Origin of the sequence: Psychroflexus sp. MES1-P1E (genome assembly GCF_002836055.1) — a bacterium.
Taxonomy (GTDB): domain Bacteria; phylum Bacteroidota; class Bacteroidia; order Flavobacteriales; family Flavobacteriaceae; genus Psychroflexus.
In genome coordinates this window covers 1-20,779 of record NZ_PJBS01000158.1, presented here as the reverse complement: position 1 = coordinate 20,779, position 20,779 = coordinate 1, and the positions used below count along the sequence as shown (strand labels likewise).

General features: G+C 36.6%; 12 protein-coding genes. 4 read left to right on the top strand and 8 right to left on the bottom strand.

The window, feature by feature from the left end; all coding sequences use genetic code 11:
* Positions 1-188: 188 nt before the first annotated feature.
* The 8 genes from CXF67_RS06255 to purL all read right to left on the bottom strand — a co-directional run bounded on the left by CXF67_RS06255 (position 189) and on the right by purL (position 12,452).
* The gene (locus CXF67_RS06255; protein WP_102087970.1) at positions 189-557 is read right to left on the bottom strand and encodes a heavy-metal-associated domain-containing protein; all 369 of its coding nucleotides are present in this window, start codon (positions 555-557) and stop codon (positions 189-191) included.
* Between the two features lie 169 nt (positions 558-726).
* Positions 727-2,964: a TonB-dependent receptor gene (locus tag CXF67_RS06250; protein WP_102087969.1), complete on the bottom strand. Its 2,238-nt coding sequence runs from the start codon at positions 2,962-2,964 to the stop codon at positions 727-729.
* Between the two features lie 72 nt (positions 2,965-3,036).
* On the bottom strand, positions 3,037-3,453 hold the full coding sequence (locus tag CXF67_RS06245; protein WP_102087968.1) for an HYC_CC_PP family protein: 417 nt from the start codon (positions 3,451-3,453) through the stop codon (positions 3,037-3,039).
* Positions 3,454-4,059: 606 nt separating this feature from the next.
* The gene (locus CXF67_RS06240) at positions 4,060-4,932 is read right to left on the bottom strand and encodes a universal stress protein (RefSeq protein WP_102087967.1); all 873 of its coding nucleotides are present in this window, start codon (positions 4,930-4,932) and stop codon (positions 4,060-4,062) included.
* Positions 4,929-6,545 carry a BCCT family transporter gene (locus CXF67_RS06235; RefSeq protein ID WP_102087966.1) on the bottom strand — a complete coding sequence of 539 codons (1,617 nt, stop codon included), beginning with the start codon at positions 6,543-6,545 and terminating at the stop codon, positions 4,929-4,931. The genes CXF67_RS06240 and CXF67_RS06235 overlap by 4 nt, the downstream gene beginning before the upstream one ends.
* A 120-nt stretch (positions 6,546-6,665) precedes the next feature.
* Complete coding sequence (locus tag CXF67_RS06230) at positions 6,666-7,799, bottom strand: hypothetical protein (protein WP_102087965.1); 1,134 nt, start codon at positions 7,797-7,799, stop codon at positions 6,666-6,668.
* Between the two features lie 495 nt (positions 7,800-8,294).
* Complete coding sequence (locus tag CXF67_RS06225; RefSeq protein WP_102087964.1) at positions 8,295-8,795, bottom strand: cupin domain-containing protein; 501 nt, start codon at positions 8,793-8,795, stop codon at positions 8,295-8,297.
* Positions 8,796-8,798: 3 nt separating this feature from the next.
* Entirely contained in the window at positions 8,799-12,452 is a 3,654-nt protein-coding gene (gene purL, locus CXF67_RS06220) for a phosphoribosylformylglycinamidine synthase (protein ID WP_102087963.1), read from the bottom strand.
* A gap of 141 nt (positions 12,453-12,593) precedes the next feature.
* Here purL and CXF67_RS06215 point away from each other — a divergent pair, with 141 nt between their 5' ends.
* The 4 genes from CXF67_RS06215 to recG all read left to right on the top strand — a co-directional run bounded on the left by CXF67_RS06215 (position 12,594) and on the right by recG (position 20,549).
* Positions 12,594-13,661, top strand: a complete 1,068-nt coding sequence (locus tag CXF67_RS06215) for a DUF3810 domain-containing protein (RefSeq protein ID WP_102088003.1) — start codon at positions 12,594-12,596, stop codon at positions 13,659-13,661.
* Positions 13,662-13,679: 18 nt separating this feature from the next.
* The gene (locus tag CXF67_RS06210; RefSeq protein ID WP_102087962.1) at positions 13,680-16,685 is read left to right on the top strand and encodes an amidohydrolase family protein; all 3,006 of its coding nucleotides are present in this window, start codon (positions 13,680-13,682) and stop codon (positions 16,683-16,685) included.
* 1 nt (position 16,686) lies between these two features.
* Complete coding sequence (locus CXF67_RS06205) at positions 16,687-17,979, top strand: amidohydrolase family protein (protein WP_102088002.1); 1,293 nt, start codon at positions 16,687-16,689, stop codon at positions 17,977-17,979.
* Between the two features lie 467 nt (positions 17,980-18,446).
* The gene (gene recG, locus CXF67_RS06200; protein ID WP_102087961.1) at positions 18,447-20,549 is read left to right on the top strand and encodes an ATP-dependent DNA helicase RecG; all 2,103 of its coding nucleotides are present in this window, start codon (positions 18,447-18,449) and stop codon (positions 20,547-20,549) included.
* The last annotated feature ends 230 nt before the right edge of the window (positions 20,550-20,779 follow it).

Below are 20,779 nucleotides of genomic sequence, written 5' to 3'. Positions count from 1 at the left end.
AGGAGTTATCAAGAACACAAAAAAAGTTGTTAACTGATATGGATAAAATCAATGTTTTTCAAATTTGAAAAAGAACAGGAGCAAAATCTTATAAATAAGGCAATTAAAATAGTAGTAACTTAAGGAATTCCTAAAATAACCACCTGAAACTTGGTACTTATCAGTTACAAAAAGGGTTATAAAATTATTTATTGTTTTTTATTCTCACCTTCATGGTCTTTCACAACTTCTTCATCGCGATACTTACAACATGGGTGTACAGAATTGTATTGTTCCTCTGTTGCTTTAATTTCTTTCGTGTCGTGACCAACTGCAGCTAGACATTTAGAAATTGTTGTTATATTGGTTTTACGCTCGTCAAAAATGAGTTTTAACTCATGTGTATCCACATTCCAAACGGCAGATTTAACGCCTTTGGTTCTAATAGCTGCTTTTTCAATACGCTCTTTACACATGCCGCAAATCCCATCTACTTCCATAGAAACGCGTGCATTTTTGTTTTGTGAGAATGCAAACATTCCGAAACTTAATAGTACTAATACAATTATTTTTTTCATTTTATTCTGAATTTATTTTAGGATCTCATTTAGTGAAATTCTATTTTATGGTTATTTTACTTCTCTGTTTTTTCAAGCGAAATCGATACCTAAAATAGTTCTAGACTACGCTCAAACAAGCAGATATTTTAATTATTAATTATAAGATTTTTGCCTTCGCAGGACTTGGTCACTTTATTTTATAACGCAACCCTGCATAATACAAACTTCCAAAAATTGGACCATACACAAAATTACTATCAAAATTTGAATCAAAAGGATTGTCTGCACTAATTATTGGGTTTGGCTGACGCACATTGGTTACATTTTCTCCACCTAAATAGGCTTCAAATTTTGGTGAAAACACCTTAGTGACTTGTAAATTTAACGTTCCTATGGTTGGCGAAAAATCGTCTAACTGAAATTGTGGCGCGCTTAAATCTGTACTCGGAAAGCGCTGTGCACTTATCCAGTTGTATGTCGCATCAAACTTCCACTGTGTTCCTTTATCCGTCCGATGCGTTTCATAACCCGCATTTGCGAACAACCGGTGTTTTGGTATTAAGGGTTTTTCTAAACGACCACTATTGAAATCAGTTTGGATATCGTAGTATTTGTAAGCCAATCGTAAATCGAAACCTTCAAAAGTATTGTGATTAAATTCAAACTGAAAACTATTCGCAAAACTTTGCCCTTCAAGATTATAAAAATTAATTTCAAAAGGATTTTCCCAATCTACAACCACTTGATTTTGGAAATCGGTTCGGTAAAAATCAAACGTGACGTCAGCATTTCTTTCAAATAAATTAAAACCTTCAAGATAACTCACACCATAATTCCAGGCTATTTCTGGGTCTAATCCGTAAATCTTTCCTCCGTCGTTTAGAATATTAATCTGTCTTGAACTTGCAAACAAATTCAGATTTTCAGCAAAAATATTAGCACTTCGTTTACCGCGACCTATGGATGCTCTAAAGGCAGATTTTCCCCAAGGCGTGTATCGTGCATGTAACCTAGGGGTTACAAAAAGGCCTAGTTTATTGTTTTGATCAACACGAACACCAGCGGTCATTGTGAGTTTATCTAAATCGTCATAAGCATATTCAAAAAAACCACCAAAAGAATTCTCTATACGTTCAAAATTCTGAGTTTTTACAAGCTCTTCAAACTGATCATACGTAAAACTTAAACCTGTTTTTATTTTGTGACGCGAGTCTGAAATAATAGTATTGTACATCACATTAGAGTAAAAACTAGTGTGCTGAATGTCATACATATTTAACCCAAAATAAGAGTCTTGTTTATGGTGGCTAAACGCTGTTTGAAATCCGATACTTTGATACGGAATTTCAGGATTTACGTAACCTAGCTTGGTACTGACTTCAAAACGTTCGGTATTAATTTGGCTTCCCCAATTGTTTGTGGTTAGTTTATCTGTATCAGTATTAAAGGCGACTTGTCCAGCTTGTTTTTCATCATTAAGATATCTTAAATTTATAAAACTTATAACACCTTTTTCTAAGTTGGTGTATTGCCAGCGGTTCATCACATTAATTTGATTGTAAAGTGGCATATCTAAAAAGCCATCATCATTAACATCGTGTTTTTGTTGTTGTGTATTGCCATGTAAATACAGCCCAGTACTCCATTTATCAGATACCTCGGTATTAAAATGTGTATTTAATTCTACCCGTTCATTTGTGGCGGCGTACAGATTTACAAAAATCCTATCATCCGTAGTGGGTTTAACCATCTCCACATTAATTTGGCCTGCAATGCTTTCAAAACCATTAACAACACTACCGGTTCCTTTTGTTATCTGAATGCTTTCCACCCACGTACCGGGAATAAAACTCAATCCAAAAGCTTGTGACGCACCACGAATTGCAGGTATATTTTCAGTAGCAATTAAAATATAGGGTGTGGTTAAACCTAGCATTTTAATTTGTCGTGTTCCTGTAACAGCATCTGCAAAATTAACATCAATAGAGGGATTTGTTTCGAAACTCTCTGCCAAATTACAACATGCTGCCTTTAGCAATTCCGTACTTGTAACCGTAAAGGTGTTTGTAGCCTGAATATAAGATTTTACAGTGGCTTGTTTTCTAGATGTCAGAATAACGGCGTCTAAATCATTATTAACTTGCAGAACATGCTTGATGTACTTGTTTTCTGTTGCGGAAATAGTGTCCGTTTTAAAGCCAATGTAACTTATAACTAATTTACTATACGAAAATTTGTAAGGCAATGAAAATATACCATCTTCACCAGTAATAACGCCAACCGATGAATCTAACCAATACACACTCGCGCCTGACAAAGGCAGTTCTTTCCCTGTACTTGTTTCTAAAACAACACCTTTTAGTTGTTCTTGCGCGGTTACTATTAGCGACAAAAACATAAAACTTAATATTAAATATTTTTTCATTTATTTGATTTATAGGTATGACTATTAGCACATAAATGTGTGCTTCTTTTCTAACTAAGGGTCGTTACTAAATCAAATAAGGTAAGTTTCATCTAACACCTGAATGTCTTCGATGAGTACTGGTGGGAAATAATCTTTATGCGGAACAAGCAAAGTTGGCAAATCTGCAATAAGACGGATGTAGGAATAGGTATAAGCAAATAAAACATTTTGTTGAATTGTTTCTAAATCTTCAAATGACTTTAAGGTAACTTCAGAAAGTCCCTCAATCAGATCAATTTCATCTTTGCAACAATTTATTTTTATGTTATCGGCTTGCTTTTGTTTAGAAAATTCTGCATCTCCACATTTTTCACTCTCAGAAAATATAGACACATCAATTAAAACGTCTCCACAAAAATGCTTCTCTATCGTTAATGATAATGTCGAAAACAGCACCAAAAGTGATAATGCAATAGAAATGGTCTTATGCGTATATGTATATTTCACAATACAAAATTACAAAAATTCTTAATTTGTGAAAGTAATATTATACAACTATTAAGGATTCAAATTATGGTAAGAAAATCCGAATTCAATACCGATTAATTGTTGTTTTGAGAAAAGAATAATACGAACTAATTTTAGGTTGATCAGTAAATAAACCTTTTATTCCTAAGGCTACATTTTTTTAGTCCAACGCTGTTGGGTTCTTGCACTAATGTTTAAATAATCTGTAAGTTCGTCTCTAGTTTTAAAACGCTTGGTAAGGATAGATTCTAGCCAGATTATTTGTTTCTCAAGCCTATGACTTCATTGCTTTTTTCGAAGTGATTTCAGTTCAAACACACTTTCTATTATCTAGAATTCATAAGGTTTACAATATAAAGCAAAAACAAAAATAGCGACATTAACTATTTAAATGGTATTAGAACTTGAAGTCCAATTTTGGAAGCTTCCTCTCGAGCAGATACTAGGATTGCAGAATCTACTTGGTTTGTTTTTTAAACATAGGTCCCTGAGAACTTAAAATTTGGCAAGCTATAGAAAAGCTTTAAACCTGTAAACAGCCCAAGAAGCTAAATAATTTTGCTAAGGAGATGTATTTATTATTTTTTAATTGCCAACATAATCTTTTACAATAAGTAAAGGAATCTTAAGATCTCTATTGAATAAATCCTCCGTAATGCTCCCTAAGGTGAGCTTTGAAAAAGTATTGGAGCCTTTGTCGGCGACCATCAACAAATCGACATCATTTTTATAAGCTTCATTTTTTAATTTAGAAGCAATATTAGCTTCTCGCCCCAATATTTTATATTGTTTGACTTCTCCAGAGTAATTCATTTTATTGAGAAATTGATCGAACCTTTTGTCTACATAGCGACTCAGTTTAGGCTCTATTTTTGAGTCTGAGACGTAGGGAGAAAAATGCATAGGCAAACTATACACATGGACGGCCTCCAAATTAAAATTCTGTTTTGATTGAATATACTCAGCAAATGAAAAGCATTTTTTTGAAGCATTAGAAAAATCTGTACCAATCCACACTTTTTTCAATTTTGTTTCCATAGTGGAAGGAACCCATAAAAATTGACATTTTATGGTTCTTAGTAGTTTAAACCCGAGAGTGCCGGAGCCGTTTTCATTGTTCTTATTTCCTAAAATAAGCAAGTCGATACTGTATTTATTCACGATATAGCTCATTAAGGATTCTGTATAAGGATCATCAGAAATAAGCACTTCCCATTCTACTTTTGCTGTAAAGTGTGCTTGTATCATGTCCTTAAGTTCATCGGTAATAATGCTTTCTAGATCTACATTTTCGATTTCCTTTTCAAGGACTTCGGATATTTCATATCGCTTAATATTATGAACAAAATAAACTTTTTTAACATCGGTTAATTCAGTAAAAAAAGAACTGTAGGCGATTAATTGTTGGTCAATATCAGATAAGTCTAAACCGACTAGCACTTTATTTAATGTCCTCATAATGATTCATTTTTATTGCGTTTTTTGATAATTTTTCTTACAATTTCTTCGTAATCTTCTTTCTGTACATCCTCTTTGTAGCGTTCGTGTTTTTTGACCTCATCTTTTAATCCTTTGTACAAGGAATAGCACATGATAAGGAGGATGATGGCAAAAGGCAATCCAGAAGCAATTGCTGCAGTTTGAAGTGCCCCAAGTCCACCTCCTATGAGTAGGACTGCTGCAACAACTCCTTCGGTAATCGCCCAAAAGATTCGTTGTCCCACAGGGGCGTCAATTTTACCACCAGAGGTAAGGTTATCTATAACTAGAGATCCTGAATCTGAAGAGGTTATAAAAAAGCCCATGATCAAAATAATAGCAACGACATTAAGAGCCATTGTAAAAGGGAAGTCCTCAAAAAAGACGAATAAGGCTGTGGATACATCGTTATCTACCGCTATGGAAATCGCATCGTTACCATTCATAATCATATCTAATGCAGAACTTCCAAAAGCTGTAATCCAAAAAAATGTAATTAAGGTAGGAACTATCAATACTCCAAGGATAAATTCTTTAATCGTCCTCCCTTTGGAAATCCTGGCAATAAAGGTTCCAACAAAAGGAGACCATGATATCCACCAACCCCAATAAAAAATTGTCCAGTTATTTTGCCAATCTCCTCCGGTATAACTTTCATTCCAAAGTGAGATTTCTACTACACTAGTAAAATAATTTCCTAAATTTTCAAAATAACTTTCAAAAATAAAAAGGGTAGGGCCTAAGATTAAAACTAAAACCAACAGTAAAACGGCTATCCTGATATTCCACTCACTTAACACCTTAACTCCTTTGTCGACTCCAAGAACCACCGAAATTGTTGCGACTAAGGTAATACCTGTAATAAGCAATACTTGGGTAGTAGTTCCACTACTTAATCCGAAGACCTGTTCTAAGCCTGCTGCTACTTGTTGTACCCCAAATCCAAGTGATGTTGCCAGACCAAATAACGTGGCTAAGACTGCGAAAATATCAATAATATCTCCTATAATTCCATAGATTTTATCGCCTAAAAAAGGATAAAAAACACTTCTTATCGTTAGTGGTAAACCTCTAGAATAGGTGAAAAAAGCTAAGGCTAAACCTACTAAAGCATAAATAGCCCAGGGGTGAAATCCCCAGTGTAGAAAACTAAAATTCATGGCTTCCCTGGCTGCTGCAATTGTATCTGCATCAGCATTAGGAGGTGCGCCAAAATGGGTTACCGGTTCGGCGACACTCCAAAATAAAAGACCTATTCCCATACCAGCGCTAAATAGCATTGAGAACCAGGACATGGTCTTAAACTCTGGTTCAGCGTCTTTTCCTCCAAGCCTTATCTTACCAAACTTGCTAAAGGCTATGTAAATAACAAAGATTAAGATGAAATTTACGCTAAATACAAATAACCAGCCGCCATACTCTGCCACTTGGTTTTGAACACTGCTAAAAAACCCTTCAGTAGATTCCTTATAAATCAGAGTTAGAGCAATTCCTATGGTGATCAAAATTATGGAAGAAAAAAAGACAGGACCGTTGACCTCAAGTCCAAAGATGGATTTCTTTTCATCACTTCTAGTAACTTTTTCTGACATAATTTTTATTTTAATCCCTCTCTGAAGGTTTTATTTTTCGAGGGCTTTTCTCGAATTTTTATAATTGGTTTCTTAATTCACTCCTCATGGGCTTGCCCTAGAGGTTCTTTATTTTATGAATTATCTGGATTTGTTATCCGTTAAAAAGTAATACCCAAAATTTATATTGAACCTTGCTTCCCAGCCTAAGTTTGGTTTGCCTTGCCCCAATTCGTTAGTGAAATCTCCACCAAACCAAGAGTGGTTATATCCAGCAGCGTAATCTATATAAATAAATACATCTCCTGCGCTCACTAGCATGCCAGTCACATTCATAGCTGAGTTTTTGAAACCTTGAGCATTCTTATCCATGTACCCAAAGTCATTGTAAAATTTTAGGTTGGTTATGGGACCAATATCAACGGGGAGATCATAAGAAATGGCAGCGGTATACATCTCAAAATCTGAAGCTATATCATAAGGAAATCCATAAGCTCCCATGCGAACAATATCTCTGCTTTGTCCATCCGCATTGATGGGATTGTGACCCACTGTTAGTAACTCTGTCTTTAAATTCCAGCGTTTGTAAGATAACTCATGGTGGAGCCCTAGAGCATGATGGTTTCCAGTTTCTTTAGTCTCAATATTATACAAGCCACCATACTGAGCAGAAAAACCGATGCGATGCTTAAACTCCTCTCCAGTCTTGTAAATAAACTTTCCGTTAAATTGATTGATTTCTTTATTTTTACCTACGATATCATACGCATACCGATTAGAGCTTACTTCATTGGAGCCCCCTAAATCGAACAACTCTGAGTTTTTGAAAAAAGCTAACTGATATTCAAATTTATCTCCTATGTTCATATATTTTATTCCCATATCATGGTCGTCTTCTAAACCTACATAATAGGTCAAATTAAAAAACCAATTATTGGAGTTATAAGTTTGAATCCCAAAGGGAACTTGAGTTAAGCCAATTTGAATATCTTCTTGTTCGCTTAGCGAATATCCCATCCAACCTTGTTTTAAAAAACCTCCCCCAAAGGAATCAGAATATTCTCGGTACTCAACATTGAGATACACATCTTTGTATCTTGCTTCTGCATTCACTCGGAAAATATCATAGATAAAATCACCTCCAATATCTTTTTGGTCAGAATTCCAGGAACTGTACAGATAATTATAACGTAAGGCGCCACCTATATTTACAATAGGTTTATCTTGGCTATAAGTAAGAAAGGGAATCCAAATAAGGAGTAATATTTTATTCATCTTTTGGTTTCTGGTTGTGAAAAGACAAAATCCAAAATGTAATAGGGGATTTTATTAAACTTCTTTTCACATTTTAAATGATTTCATCAACCGCGAATGGATTGACATGCGAAGAGATAACAACAAGTTGTTCTTATATATGAGTTGATTTTTTTTGAAAATCAGACTTATAACTATATTGCTTCTCGTTTTTACAAACTGATAAAAAAGTGAATAAATCAAATTTTATCAAGGTGTTGACGTAAAAAATTCAATCTACGAATTAAAAACTGAAAGGCTCTATAATTCTAAAAATTATCATAAAATATGAATACGCTAGTGTCTCTTGCCTTTCCAAGTTCCCCCATATTTATAATGCGTTTCAGTCTGTTTTTTTTCAACACAAGTTTTGCAAGCGAATAGCCATGCTTTTCCCTTTTTGATCTGAATTCTATACAAGACTTCCAAATCGAGACCACAAATAGCACACGTCTTCGTTTTCAAAACAATTTAAAATTATCGGGTGAGTTTTTGTATGATCTCTATGTGCTGAGGGAATAGCTGTTGAAGTTTTTGTGGTTCTGCTAGGTTGAAGTCCTCAAAATCGAATCCTGGAGCGACTGTACACCCTACTAAAGCAAAGCTGTCTTCAGTTTTGATTTCCGCGGCAAACCAATGCTGAGCGGGAACTACAAACTGAGGAGTTTCCTTTTGACTAAAGTCGTTTCCAATGCTTACCTGAGAATATTCACCTTCAGGTGAAACTATATGCAGTGTGATGGTTTCCCCTAAATAAAAATGCCAAGCTTCATCTTGATTTACTTTATGAAAAGCTGAGAATTCATCTGAGGTGAGCATAAAATAGATGCATGTACTTGCATTTCTATCAGAAGAAAATTCAGAAGGTAAAGCAGATTCAGGAAGTAGGGTTTCACTTCTATAAGTTTCTTTAAAATAGCCTCCTTCAGGATGTTTTTCGAGCTGTAGTTTATCGATCAGTTCTTCTTTTCCAAGCATGTTTTAGTGTTTATCTAACCAGTGTTTTGCATTTTGAAAAGCTTCTATCCATGGTGAAACTTCATCTTTTCTATCTTTTGGATAATGGGCCCAGTTCCATGAAAAGGTGGAACGTTCTAGATGAGGCATCATCACTAGATGTCGTCCTGAATCGTCACATAACATAGCAGCATTGTAATCTGAACCATTCGGGTTACAAGGAAATTCTTCTCTGAAGTATTTTGCAGGAATGGAATACTTGAACTCTTCTAAAGGTAAGTGAAATTTACCTTCACCATGTGCTGCCCAGATTCCTAAAGTAGAACCTTCAAGGCTTTTTAGCATGATGCTATTGCTTTCAGTAATATCGACCGCGGTAAATCTACATTCAAATTTTCCGGAGTCATTATGAAGCATTTTAGGCTTATCGTTATGGTGAGGAGTAATGAGTCCTAGTTCTATGAACAGTTGGCAACCATTACATACTCCTATAGATAAAGTGTCTTCTCTATCGAAGAAATTACGAAGAGCCAAATTAGCATTTTCATTATATTTAAAAGTGCCTGCCCAGCCTTTAGCACTGCCTAAAACATCAGAATTGGAAAAACCGCCTACCGCAGCTATAAACTGAACATCTTCAAGGGTTTCTTCACCGGACATTAAATCTGTCATGTGAATGTCTTTTACATCGAATCCAGCTAAGTGCAGGGCTCTAGCCATTTCTCGTTCACTGTTAGATCCTTTTTCTCTTATGATAGCGGCTTTAACGCGTTGGCCTTTTACAGCTTTAAGTGTTCCATCAAAATGCTCAGGAAACTTAAATTTTAATGCATTGTGTCTAAAATTATCGTGACGTTCTTTAGCTTTTTTCTCACCACTTTGGTGCTTGTCGAATTCATAAGAGGTTTTCATCCAATGCGTTCTGTACGTATTGATATCAAATTCTAAATTTTGATCTTTATGAGAAATATTGAGTGCCCCAGAGGTATTAACTTCCCCTAAATATAAAGGTTCAATACCAAGTTCTTTAAACTCATTTGTGATTTCGTCATTGACTTGAAAGACAATACCAGAATTTTCTGAGAATAGAATTTTAAAAATATCTTGTTCTTTAAACTTTGAAAGCTGGATATCAGCTCCAAGATCATTGTCTGCAAAACACAATTCAAGCAGCGTTGTTATCAAACCACCAGAAGAAATATCATGTCCACTCGCTATTTTATGATGTTTAATTAAGGTTTGAACAGCATTAAACTTCTTTTTAAACTCTTCATCCTTATGAATCCCAGGGGCTTTGCTTCCTAATTTACCTAAGGTTTGAGCAAAAGCAGAACCTCCTAATTGCAAGCTGTGCTGAGATAAATCTAAATAGTAAATAGATCCACTATTTTTCTGAAACATGGGTTCTACAACATTTGTAATGTCATTACAATTTGCTGCGGCAGATATAATAACGGTGCCTGGGGAAAGCACCTCTTTATCTTTGTAACGTTGCTTCATCGATAAGGAATCTTTTCCGGTAGGGACATTGATTCCTAAATTAATGGCAAATTCTGAAACGGCCTGCACAGCATCATACAATCTCGCATCTTCACCAGGATTATGACATGGCCACATCCAATTGGCAGATAATGACACTGAAGTTAGATTGTCTTTTAGGGGAGCCCAAATAAGGTTTGTAAGAGCTTCAGCAATAGAATTTTTGGCACCAGCAACAGGATCAATAAGTCCAGAAATAGGGGAATGCCCAATAGAACTGGCAATGCCTTCTTTGCCGTTGTAATCCAAAGCTACTACTCCACAGTTATTAAGAGGAACTTGAAGAGGGCCAAGGGTTTGCTGTACAGCCACTCGTCCAGTCACACAGCGATCTACTTTATTCACTAGCCAGTCTTTGCAAGCTATAGATTCCAGCTGAAGCAGTTTTTCTACGTAGTTGTAAATATGGTCTGGATGATACGTTATGTCACTATACCCTCTATGTACTCTTTGATCTTTCATGAAGGTCTTTGGAGAACTTCCAAACATATCTTCAAGCTTAAGATCTAGAGGTTTTTCTTGAGTTTTAGAATTCTTAAAAACAAATTGATGATCGTTAGTGACCTTTCCAACTCTATACATTGGCGACCGTTCACGCAAGGCAACTTTTTCTAAAAACTTAGAATCTTCTTCACTGATGACAAGTCCCATGCGTTCTTGGGATTCGTTACCAATAATCTCTTTTGCGGAAAGCGTTGGGTCTCCAACAGGAAGTTTGTTGATATCGATATGGCCTCCTGTGTCTTCTACCAATTCGCTTAAGCAGTTTAAATGTCCGCCAGCGCCATGATCGTGAATGGAACGAATAGGATTATGATCTAATTCCACCATGGCTCTAATAGCATTGGCTGCTCTTTTTTGCATTTCAGGGTTAGACCGTTGTACAGCATTTAATTCAATGTCACTGTTAAATTCTCCAGTGTCCGAAGAAGATACAGCAGCACCTCCCATACCAATTCTATAGTTGTCTCCACCAAGAATAACAATATCATCATTTTCTTGAGGCCGTTCTTTTATAGCTTGATCGGCTTTACCGTATCCAACACCTCCAGCTAGCATAATGACTTTATCGTAAGCTAAAAGTCTGTTGTGTTCTTCATGTTCAAAAGTGAAAAGAGAACCATTGATGAGGGGCTGTCCAAACTTATTACCAAAATCTGAAGCCCCATTAGAGGCTTTAATCAAAATATCAAGCGGACTTTGATACAGCCAGTCTCTTTCAGCACTTACTTTTTCCCAGGGTTTATTATCTTTTAATCTTGGATAAGCAGTCATATACACTGCAGATCCAGATAGAGGCAAAGACCCTTTTCCTCCAGCTAGCCTGTCTCGTATTTCACCACCGCTTCCCGTTGCTGCCCCGTTGAAAGGTTCAACAGTAGTTGGGAAATTATGAGTTTCAGCTTTTAAGGAAATGACAGAACTGAAAATTGAGTTTTTATATTCTGAAGCTATATCTGGTCTTTGAGGAGCGAATTGCTCAACTTGAGGCCCTTCGATAAAAGCGACATTGTCTTTGTAGGCAGAAACGATTGTATTGGGATGCGTTTCAGAAGTTTTTCTAATCAGTTTAAAGAGGGATTCTTTTTGCTCTTCTCCATCAATAATAAAAGTACCATTGAAAATTTTATGGCGACAATGTTCTGAGTTGACTTGAGAAAAACCGAAAACTTCAGCATCGGTAAGACGCCGATTCAATTTTTTGGATAAGTCCTCTAAATAATTGACCTCCTCGCCATTAAGCGCTAAGCCTTCTTTTTGATTGTAAGCTGCGATGTCCTCAATTTCTAAAACGGGTTCTGGTTCTATATGGATCGTAAACAGATTTTGATCCAGGTCATTATACTTTTGGAAAAGCATTTTATCAAAACGGGTTTCTTCAGAAGTTACTTCATGAAATTCTTCAATCCTTGAAATTCCTTCAATTCCCATGTTTTGAGTAATTTCTACGGCATTGGTACTCCATGGAGTGACCATAACTTGTCTAGGCCCTATATATTGACCCTCCAAATGTTTTTTATCAACAAACTGAGCATCGCCGAAGACCCATTTTAGTTTTTTGATAGTTTCGTAATCTGGTCGTTTATCTATGGAAACAGCGAAGCGATGCGTCGATTCAGCCTTGAAGAAGATTATCATTTCTTGATGAATTAAAGATGTGTTTTGACGCCCTCAAAATTACGATAAATATGTGAGTATTTTTAGAATTTGATTAAGTTTGACCTAAGTGTAGAATTACAGATTTCTAGATCGCTAAAAATTAATTTTAAAATTGAATTCTTGAGAAACACCATCCTAAAGTTACTGGCTATTTTTTTTCCAATTCAATTTCTTTTTATCTATATCCTTAAGGGATTCCCCGATTTGGTAGAAACCTATTACAGCCAGTCTTTTTTTGTTTATATCTCCCAATTTCAACATTTTTTAACGTCATGGATTCCTTTTTCTATCGGTGACCTATTTTATTCAGCTTTGGTATTAATTATTCTGGGATGGCTTATTAAGCTTATAATGCGAAAAACTAAAAGTCTAAAGACACTGCTGCTAGAAGCTTTTGCATTTGTCTCCTTAATCTATTTTTTATTTCATGTATTTTGGGGCTTTAATTATTATAGGCTTCCGCTTCATGACTCTTTAGGAATTTCTACGGAATATAACAAAGCAGATTTATTGGAATACACCTGCGATCTCATTCAGCAAACCAATACTCTACATTCTCAATTGGTGAGTGAGGACAGTTTAAAGGTTGACTATGATTTTACACAAAAGGAAGTTCAAGATCTGGTATTTCAAGCTTACCAAAATACAGGGAATACCGATCTAAAAATTTCTTATCGCATAGAAAATTTAAAGCCTTCTTTGTTTTCGCTCCCACTTTCCTACGCAGGGTTTAGTGGGTATGTGAACCCATTTACAAACGAAGCTCAGTATAATTATAAGATTCCTACGTATAAATTTCCAACAACGATGGCTCACGAGATCGGACATCAGTTGGGCTTTTCTAAGGAAAATGAAGCTAATTTTATAGCCTCAATAATTACTATGGAAGATACCAATAAATTTTTACGTTACTCGGGTTTAACTTTTGCTTTAAAGTACAGTCTTAACGATATGTATAAAAAAGACCCAGTCTTATCCGGGGTTCTGATTTCTGATTTGCATCCTGGTATTCTCAAAAACTACCAAGAAGTTCAAAACTTTTGGGAAACTTATTCAGGTCCAGTAGAGTTAATTATGGAAAAAATATATGGCAATTATTTAAAAGTCAATAACCAGCCCCAAGGCATAGAAAGTTATAGCTATGTTGTTGCGTTATTGGTTAATTATTATAAACAACAATCACATTAACCATAAAATTTAATCTCAATGAAACAGAATGTCTTCTTATTATTTTGCTTATTTAGTTTGAGTCTTTTTGCTCAGGATTATTTTCCCGACAATAAGGCTGTAAAAACTAGATCAAGCAATTATATCGCCTTGGAATCTGCGATTATTCATATTTCTCCATCAGAGACTCTTGAAAATGCAACTCTTTTGATCAAGGATGGAAAAATTGTAGAGGCTGGTAAAAATGTAAAATTACCTCAGAATACCGTAAAAATTGATGCCAATGGAAAACATATTTATCCCTCTTTTGTTGAAGTCTATTCAGATTTTGGAATCAAGGATATCCAAAAAGCGCCAAGTTCTAGTCAGCCACAATATGAGCCTAATAGAAAAGGCTACTATTGGAATGATCACGTAAGAGCTGAACAATCTGCAAAATCCCATTTTAAATTTGACGAAAAAACTGCAGCAACTATGCGTAAAGCTGGCTTTGGAGCTGTAAATACCCATATTACTGATGGATTCATAAGAGGAAATGGTGCTTTAATGGCACTAGTGGAAGGTGATAACTTCAACAGTAATCTGCTGAATGAGAATTCAGGTATGTATTATGAATTTAGCAAAAGCAAACAGTCTAGACAAGCTTACCCAAGTTCTATAATGGGATATACCGCTTTATTGAGACAATTTTATCATGACAGCAAAGCTTATCAAAACAACATTATAGAAGAGAAAGATCTTGCTATTGAAGCGTATTTAGCTAAGAAAAGTCTACCCCAATTATTTTCTGTAGACGATTATCTGGATGCTTTACGAGCCGATAAGATCGGAGATCAGTTTGGAGTGCAATACACCATTATTGGATCTGGTGATGAATATAAAAGAGTAGAAACCATAAAAGCGACCAACGCTCACTTTGTGCTGCCTTTAAAATTTCCAGACGCCTTCAATGTTGAAGATCCTTTTCTAAGAGATTACCTTTCTTTGGGAGAGATGAAACACTGGCAGTATGCTCCAGTAAATGCTAAAATTCTTTCAGAAAATGGTATAGACATATCATTCACAACTAAGGGTCTAAAATCACCAGAAGATTTACTCAAAAATCTTAAAAAGTCTGTAGACTTGGGCTTGGATAAAACCATAGCTTTTGCAGCTTTAACCACTCAACCTGCAAAAGTTATCGGTGCTTCAGAGCTTTTAGGAACTTTGGAGAAGGGTAAAATTGCCAACTTTATTATCACGTCTCATGAATTATTTGAAGATGAATTTAAAATTCATGAAAACTGGGTTCAGGGTCACCGTCATAGTTACGAGCCCTTGGATGTTGTGGATATTTCAGGCAACTATGATCTGGTTTTTAATGGTAATACTTTTGATATGGCCATCACAAACAAATCTGGAAAATTCTCTGTTGAAATTAAAAAGGATACTTTAAAATTAGGAACTAAACTCAATTATGAAGAGGACTGGATAACTCTAATTTTAAATGATACTGACAAATCGAAAGAAGAGTATGCTATTTTATCTTCAAAAATAGAGCCTTTTCAATCTAGTTTCAGTGGTAAAGCTATTTTAGCTAATGGAGATACAACCGGCTTTAAAGCAACGCAAAAAACAGAGGAATCGTCAGAAGAAGAAAAAGAGGAAGAAGAAGAAGAAGAGGAAGAAGAAGAAGAAGAAGAAAGCATGGAAATGCTGTCGATGTCTTATCCTAATTTGGCTTATGGAAGAGATGAAGTCTCTACGGAACCACAGCGTTTACTGATTAAAAACGCCACAGTGATCACTGGAGAATCTCAAGGAACGCTAGAAAATACAGATGTTTTACTTAAGGACGGAAAAATCGATAAAATTGGTAAAGACTTAAGCGACAGAGGTGCAAAAGTTATTGATGGAACGGGTAAGTTTTTAACGGCAGGAATTATAGATGAACACTCTCATATCGCGGGAACTTCCATAAATGAAGGAGGGCACAATTCCTCTGCAGAAGTCACTATGGAAGATGCCGTAGATCCTGATGATATAAGTATTTATAGAGCAATTGCAGGTGGAGTTACCAGTATACAATTGCTACATGGATCTGCAAATCCAATTGGTGGTCGTTCTGCTATTTTAAAATTGAAATGGGGAGAGAACGCAGAAGACCTTATTTATGACAATTCACCAAAATATATAAAATTTGCCCTTGGGGAAAATGTAAAACAATCCAACTGGGGTGGTAACTCAAGATTTCCACAATCTAGAATGGGGGTAGAGCAAGTGTTTAGAGATTACTTCTCTAGAGCTAAAGCTTATGGCGAGAAAAAAGCCACAGGTGAGCCTTACCGATACGATGATGAAATGGAAACTCTACTTGAAATTATCAATGGAGAGCGATTTATCAGTTGCCATTCTTATGTTCAAAGTGAAATCAATATGCTGATGAAAGTCGCCGAAGAATTTGATTTTAAAGTCAATACATTTACCCATATTTTGGAAGGTTATAAGGTGGCCGATATCATGAGAGAACATGGAGCAGGGGCTTCTACCTTCAGCGATTGGTGGGCTTACAAATACGAAGTGAAAGATGCGATCCCTTTCAATGCCTCTATCATGCACAACCAAGGAGTTACTGTAGCCATAAATAGTGATGATGGCGAAATGATAAGACGCTTAAATCAAGAGGCGGCTAAAAGCATGAAATATGGTGGAGTTTCAGCAGAAGACGCCTGGAAATTTGTCACGCTTAATCCTGCAAAACTTCTTCATCTAGACCATAGAGTAGGAAGTATAAAAGAAGGAAAAGATGCAGACGTTGTCCTTTGGAATGCAGAGCCTCTTTCCATTTACGCGAAACCTGAAAAAACGATTATAGAAGGGGTTGTGTATTTTGATATCGAAAAAGATAAAGTGATGCGCGATCAAATTCAGAAGGAAAGACAATTCTTAATCCATAAAATGATGAAGGCTAAAAACAAAGGTTTAAAAACTCAGCCTATTCAAAAGAAAGAGAAAGCCTTTTTACACTGCGATAGTTTAGATGATATTAACCATATACACGAATAAGATGAAATATATACATATTCTATTAAGCTGTGTCGTTGCACTGGCCTCTACACAATTTATAAATGCTCAACAAACCCCAGCCCCACAGCAAACTAAAGCTATTTCGATAGTGGGAGCGACCGCTCATATTGGTAATATGGATGTCGTTGAAAATTCTGTTGTGGTTTTTGAAGATGGAAAAATAACTTATGTGGGCACAGATACCTCACAGGCAAAAGGGAAAACCATCGATGCTAATGGAAAACATGTTTATCCTGGCTTTATAGCTCCCAATGCCACTTTAGGCCTTGTAGAGATTGATGCTGTTGCCGCTACGGACGATAAAGATGAAATGGGTAAAATGTTACCTCACGTTAGAAGTTTAATCGCCTACAACGCAGAAAGTCAAGTTGTTGAAAGTATGCGTCCCAACGGTGTGTTGATGGGCCAGATTACACCTCAAGGGGGGCGTATTTCAGGAACTTCTTCTATTGTTCAATTTGACGCTTGGAATTGGGAAGATGCGGTTATTAAGGAAAATGATGCCATTCACTTAAATTGGCCTAATGGGTTTAGCAGAAGTGGAAGTTGGTATGATACGGATAGAGTTTGGGAGAAAAATAAAGAGTACACCCAAGAAATAGATGAATTGGTGGCTTACTTTAAAAATGCTGAAGCCTATGTTCCTGGTTCTAAAGAAAAAGACTTGGAATTTGAGGCCATGGATGGACTGTTTGACGGTTCAAAAGGTTTATTTATCCATGTGGATGGCGAAAAGGAAATCAAAGATGCTATTAGCTTTAAAAGAAAAATGGATCTAGACAGAGTGACTATTGTTGGTGGATATCACGCTTATAAAGTAGCTGCCGATTTAAAAGCTAATGGTATTTCTGTCTTGATACAACGGACACATCTCAATCCAAATTTTGAAGATGATGATTATGATTTACCCTATAAATTGCCGAAATTACTAAGTGATGCAGGCGTCTTAGTAGCCTTGGAAGGGAGTGGGCGTATGGAACGTATGAATTCCCGAAACCTACCATTTTATGCAGGAACTGCTGCTGCATTTGGAGTGGATAGGGAATTAGCATTACAGATGATCACCCTTAATACAGCAAAAATTCTTGGCATGGAAGACCAAATTGGTTCTCTTGAAGTGGGAAAAGACGCTACCCTTTTTATCAGTGAAGGCGATGCCCTCGATATGCGAGGAAATATTTTGACCAAAGCTTTTATACAAGGAAGGGCTATAAGTTTAGAGACTCATCAAACGGAATTGTACAAAAGGTATTCAAAAAAATACGAAGACTAGTTTTTTAAAAGAATTCAATCAAAAAGCTGCCTGTTGAAGGCAGCTTTTTTTTATGATAAACTTTTTACTTCGACGAAGAATCCCAGTGTCATTCCGACAGAGAAGCTCTTTTGCTTCGACGAGGAATCTCAGTGTCATTCCGACAGAGAAGCTTTCTTGCTTCGACGAGGAATCTTTCAGCTTTCCGACAGAGAAGCTTTTTTGCTTCGACGAGGAATCCCAGTGTCATTCCGACAGGTAAGATTCTTCAGACGCAAAAAACTCCTTCAGAATGACAGTGGCGTTTTGTCATTCCGACAGAGAAGCTCTTTTGCTTCGCCGAGGAATCTTTCAGCTTTTCGGCAGGTAAGATTCTTCAGTCGTCGAAAAAGCTCCTTCAGAATGACTCTTTCGAAATATCTTTTCAAGAGAGAGGCTTTTTTTATGTATGAAATTCAAATTTTAGCAAAATATATTACATTCGTACTATGGACGCAAAAACCCTTCAAACACCTATCGAATACTTAAAAGGTGTTGGTCCCAATAGAGCAGATTTATTGAAAACCGAACTGCATATCCATAGTTTTCAAAATTTACTTGAGTTTTTCCCATTTAGATATATCGATAAGTCTCGCTTTTACAAAATATCTGAGTTGCAGGATAGTTCTGCTGAAGTCCAAATTATCGGAAAGATAACCAAGGTGCGGACCCTTCCCATGAAAAAGGGTAAGCGTGTGGTGGCCGACTTTGAAGATGATACAGGAAGCATAGAGTTGGTTTGGTTTCGAGGTCACAAATGGATTTTGGAAAACGTGAATACGAATGCGCCTTATGTAATTTTTGGTAAATTGAATAATTTCAATGGTAGCTTTTCGATGCCACATCCGGAGATTGAAGAGTTGGAAAAAGCCAAAACAAAGTCTAACGTTAAAATGTATCCGGTATATCCTTCTACTGAAAAATTAAGCAAGAGAGGGGTTTCAAACCGTATGATAAGCACCTTGATGTTTGGGTTGCTTGAACAATCAGGGAATTTTAGCGAAACCTTACCCGCTTCCATCATAGCGGATCTAAAGTTAATATCGAAGACAGAAGCCATGAGAAATGTCCATTTCCCTCAATCTTCAGAGCTTTTGGCAAAAGCGCAATTTCGACTCAAGTTTGAAGAGTTTTTCTACATCCAATTGCAGCTGCTTAGAAAAAATGCGGTTCATAAATCAAAAATCAAAGGCTTTAGGTTTAAGCAAGTGGGCGAGTATTTCAATGCGTTTTATAACACTGTTCTTCCATTTGAACTTACTGGTGCTCAAAAGCGAGTGCTGAAAGAAATACGCAAAGACCTAGGAAGTAATGCTCAGATGAATCGCCTATTACAGGGCGATGTAGGCTCAGGAAAAACCATAGTGGCTCTTATGAGCATGTTGATAGCTATAGATAACGGATTTCAGGCCTGTTTGATGGCGCCGACAGAAATTCTGGCTTCACAACATTATGAGGGCATTTCAGAATTATGTGAACCTATAGGAGTTCAAGTGGAGATCTTGACGGGTTCCACCAAGAAAAAGGATAGAAAAGTATTACATGAACGCCTTCAAAATGGTGAATTACATATTTTAATCGGCACCCATGCGCTTATTGAAGATACCGTAAAATTCAAAAATATCGGTCTAGCCGTTATCGATGAGCAGCACAGGTTTGGAGTTGCACAGCGTGCTAAACTATGGAAGAAGAATACGTTGCCTCCTCACGTGCTAGTGATGACAGCGACACCTATTCCTAGAACTTTGGCCATGAGTCTGTATGGTGATTTAGACATATCTGTGATCGATGAATTGCCACCAGGAAGGAAACCCATCAAAACTGTACATCGCTTCGATAGCAATCGCCTAAAGGTTTTTAAATTTATAAAAGATGAAATCCAGAAAGGTCGCCAAGTGTATATCGTTTATCCACTGATTGAAGAATCCGCCAACTTTGACTATAAAGATCTAATGGATGGCTATGCCAGTATAGAGCGAGAGTTTCCAAAACCCAAGTATCAAATTTCGATTGTTCATGGCAAGATGAAGCCCCAAGATAAGGCTTACGAAATGGAACGCTTTGTTAAAGGAAAAACACAGATCATGGTCGCCACCACTGTTATTGAAGTTGGCGTTAACGTGCCCAATGCCAGTTTGATGATTATAGAAAGTGCTGAGCGTTTTGGCTTATCACAGTTACACCAATTGAGAGGTCGAGTAGGACGAGGGGCAGAGCAAAGTTATTGTGTTCTCATCACAGGGAAAAAATTAAGTGCCGATGGGAAAACCCGGATGGAAACCCTAACGGGCACCAACGACGGATTTGAAATCGCTGAGGTCGATTTAAAATTGAGAGGTCCTGGTAATCTGATGGGAACCCAGCAAAGCGGAGTCCTCGAATTAAAAATTGCAGACTTGGTTAAGGACAATCAGATTTTAAAAATCGCGCGGAGCTATGCTCACCATGTCATCAATGCCGATCCTAATTTTAAATTGGAAGAGTACCATATGATCAACGTAGCCTTCAGAGCCCTATTTAATGATAAGACGATTTGGAATTATATAAGTTAGAGTGTGTTCTCGACACGTAATCTTTGCGTCATTCCGACAGAGAAACTTTTTGGCTTCGCCGAGGAATCTATGTGCTTTCGACAGGTAAGATTCTCCAGTCGCCTATCGGCTTCTTCAGAATGACAGGGAGTAGCCTGAGATGCCTTCTTCAGAATGAACTGTGATTAAAACAAGCTTTTGATTGATGATTTTCGGTATATATCCTGTCTCTTAACACATCTGACGCTGCC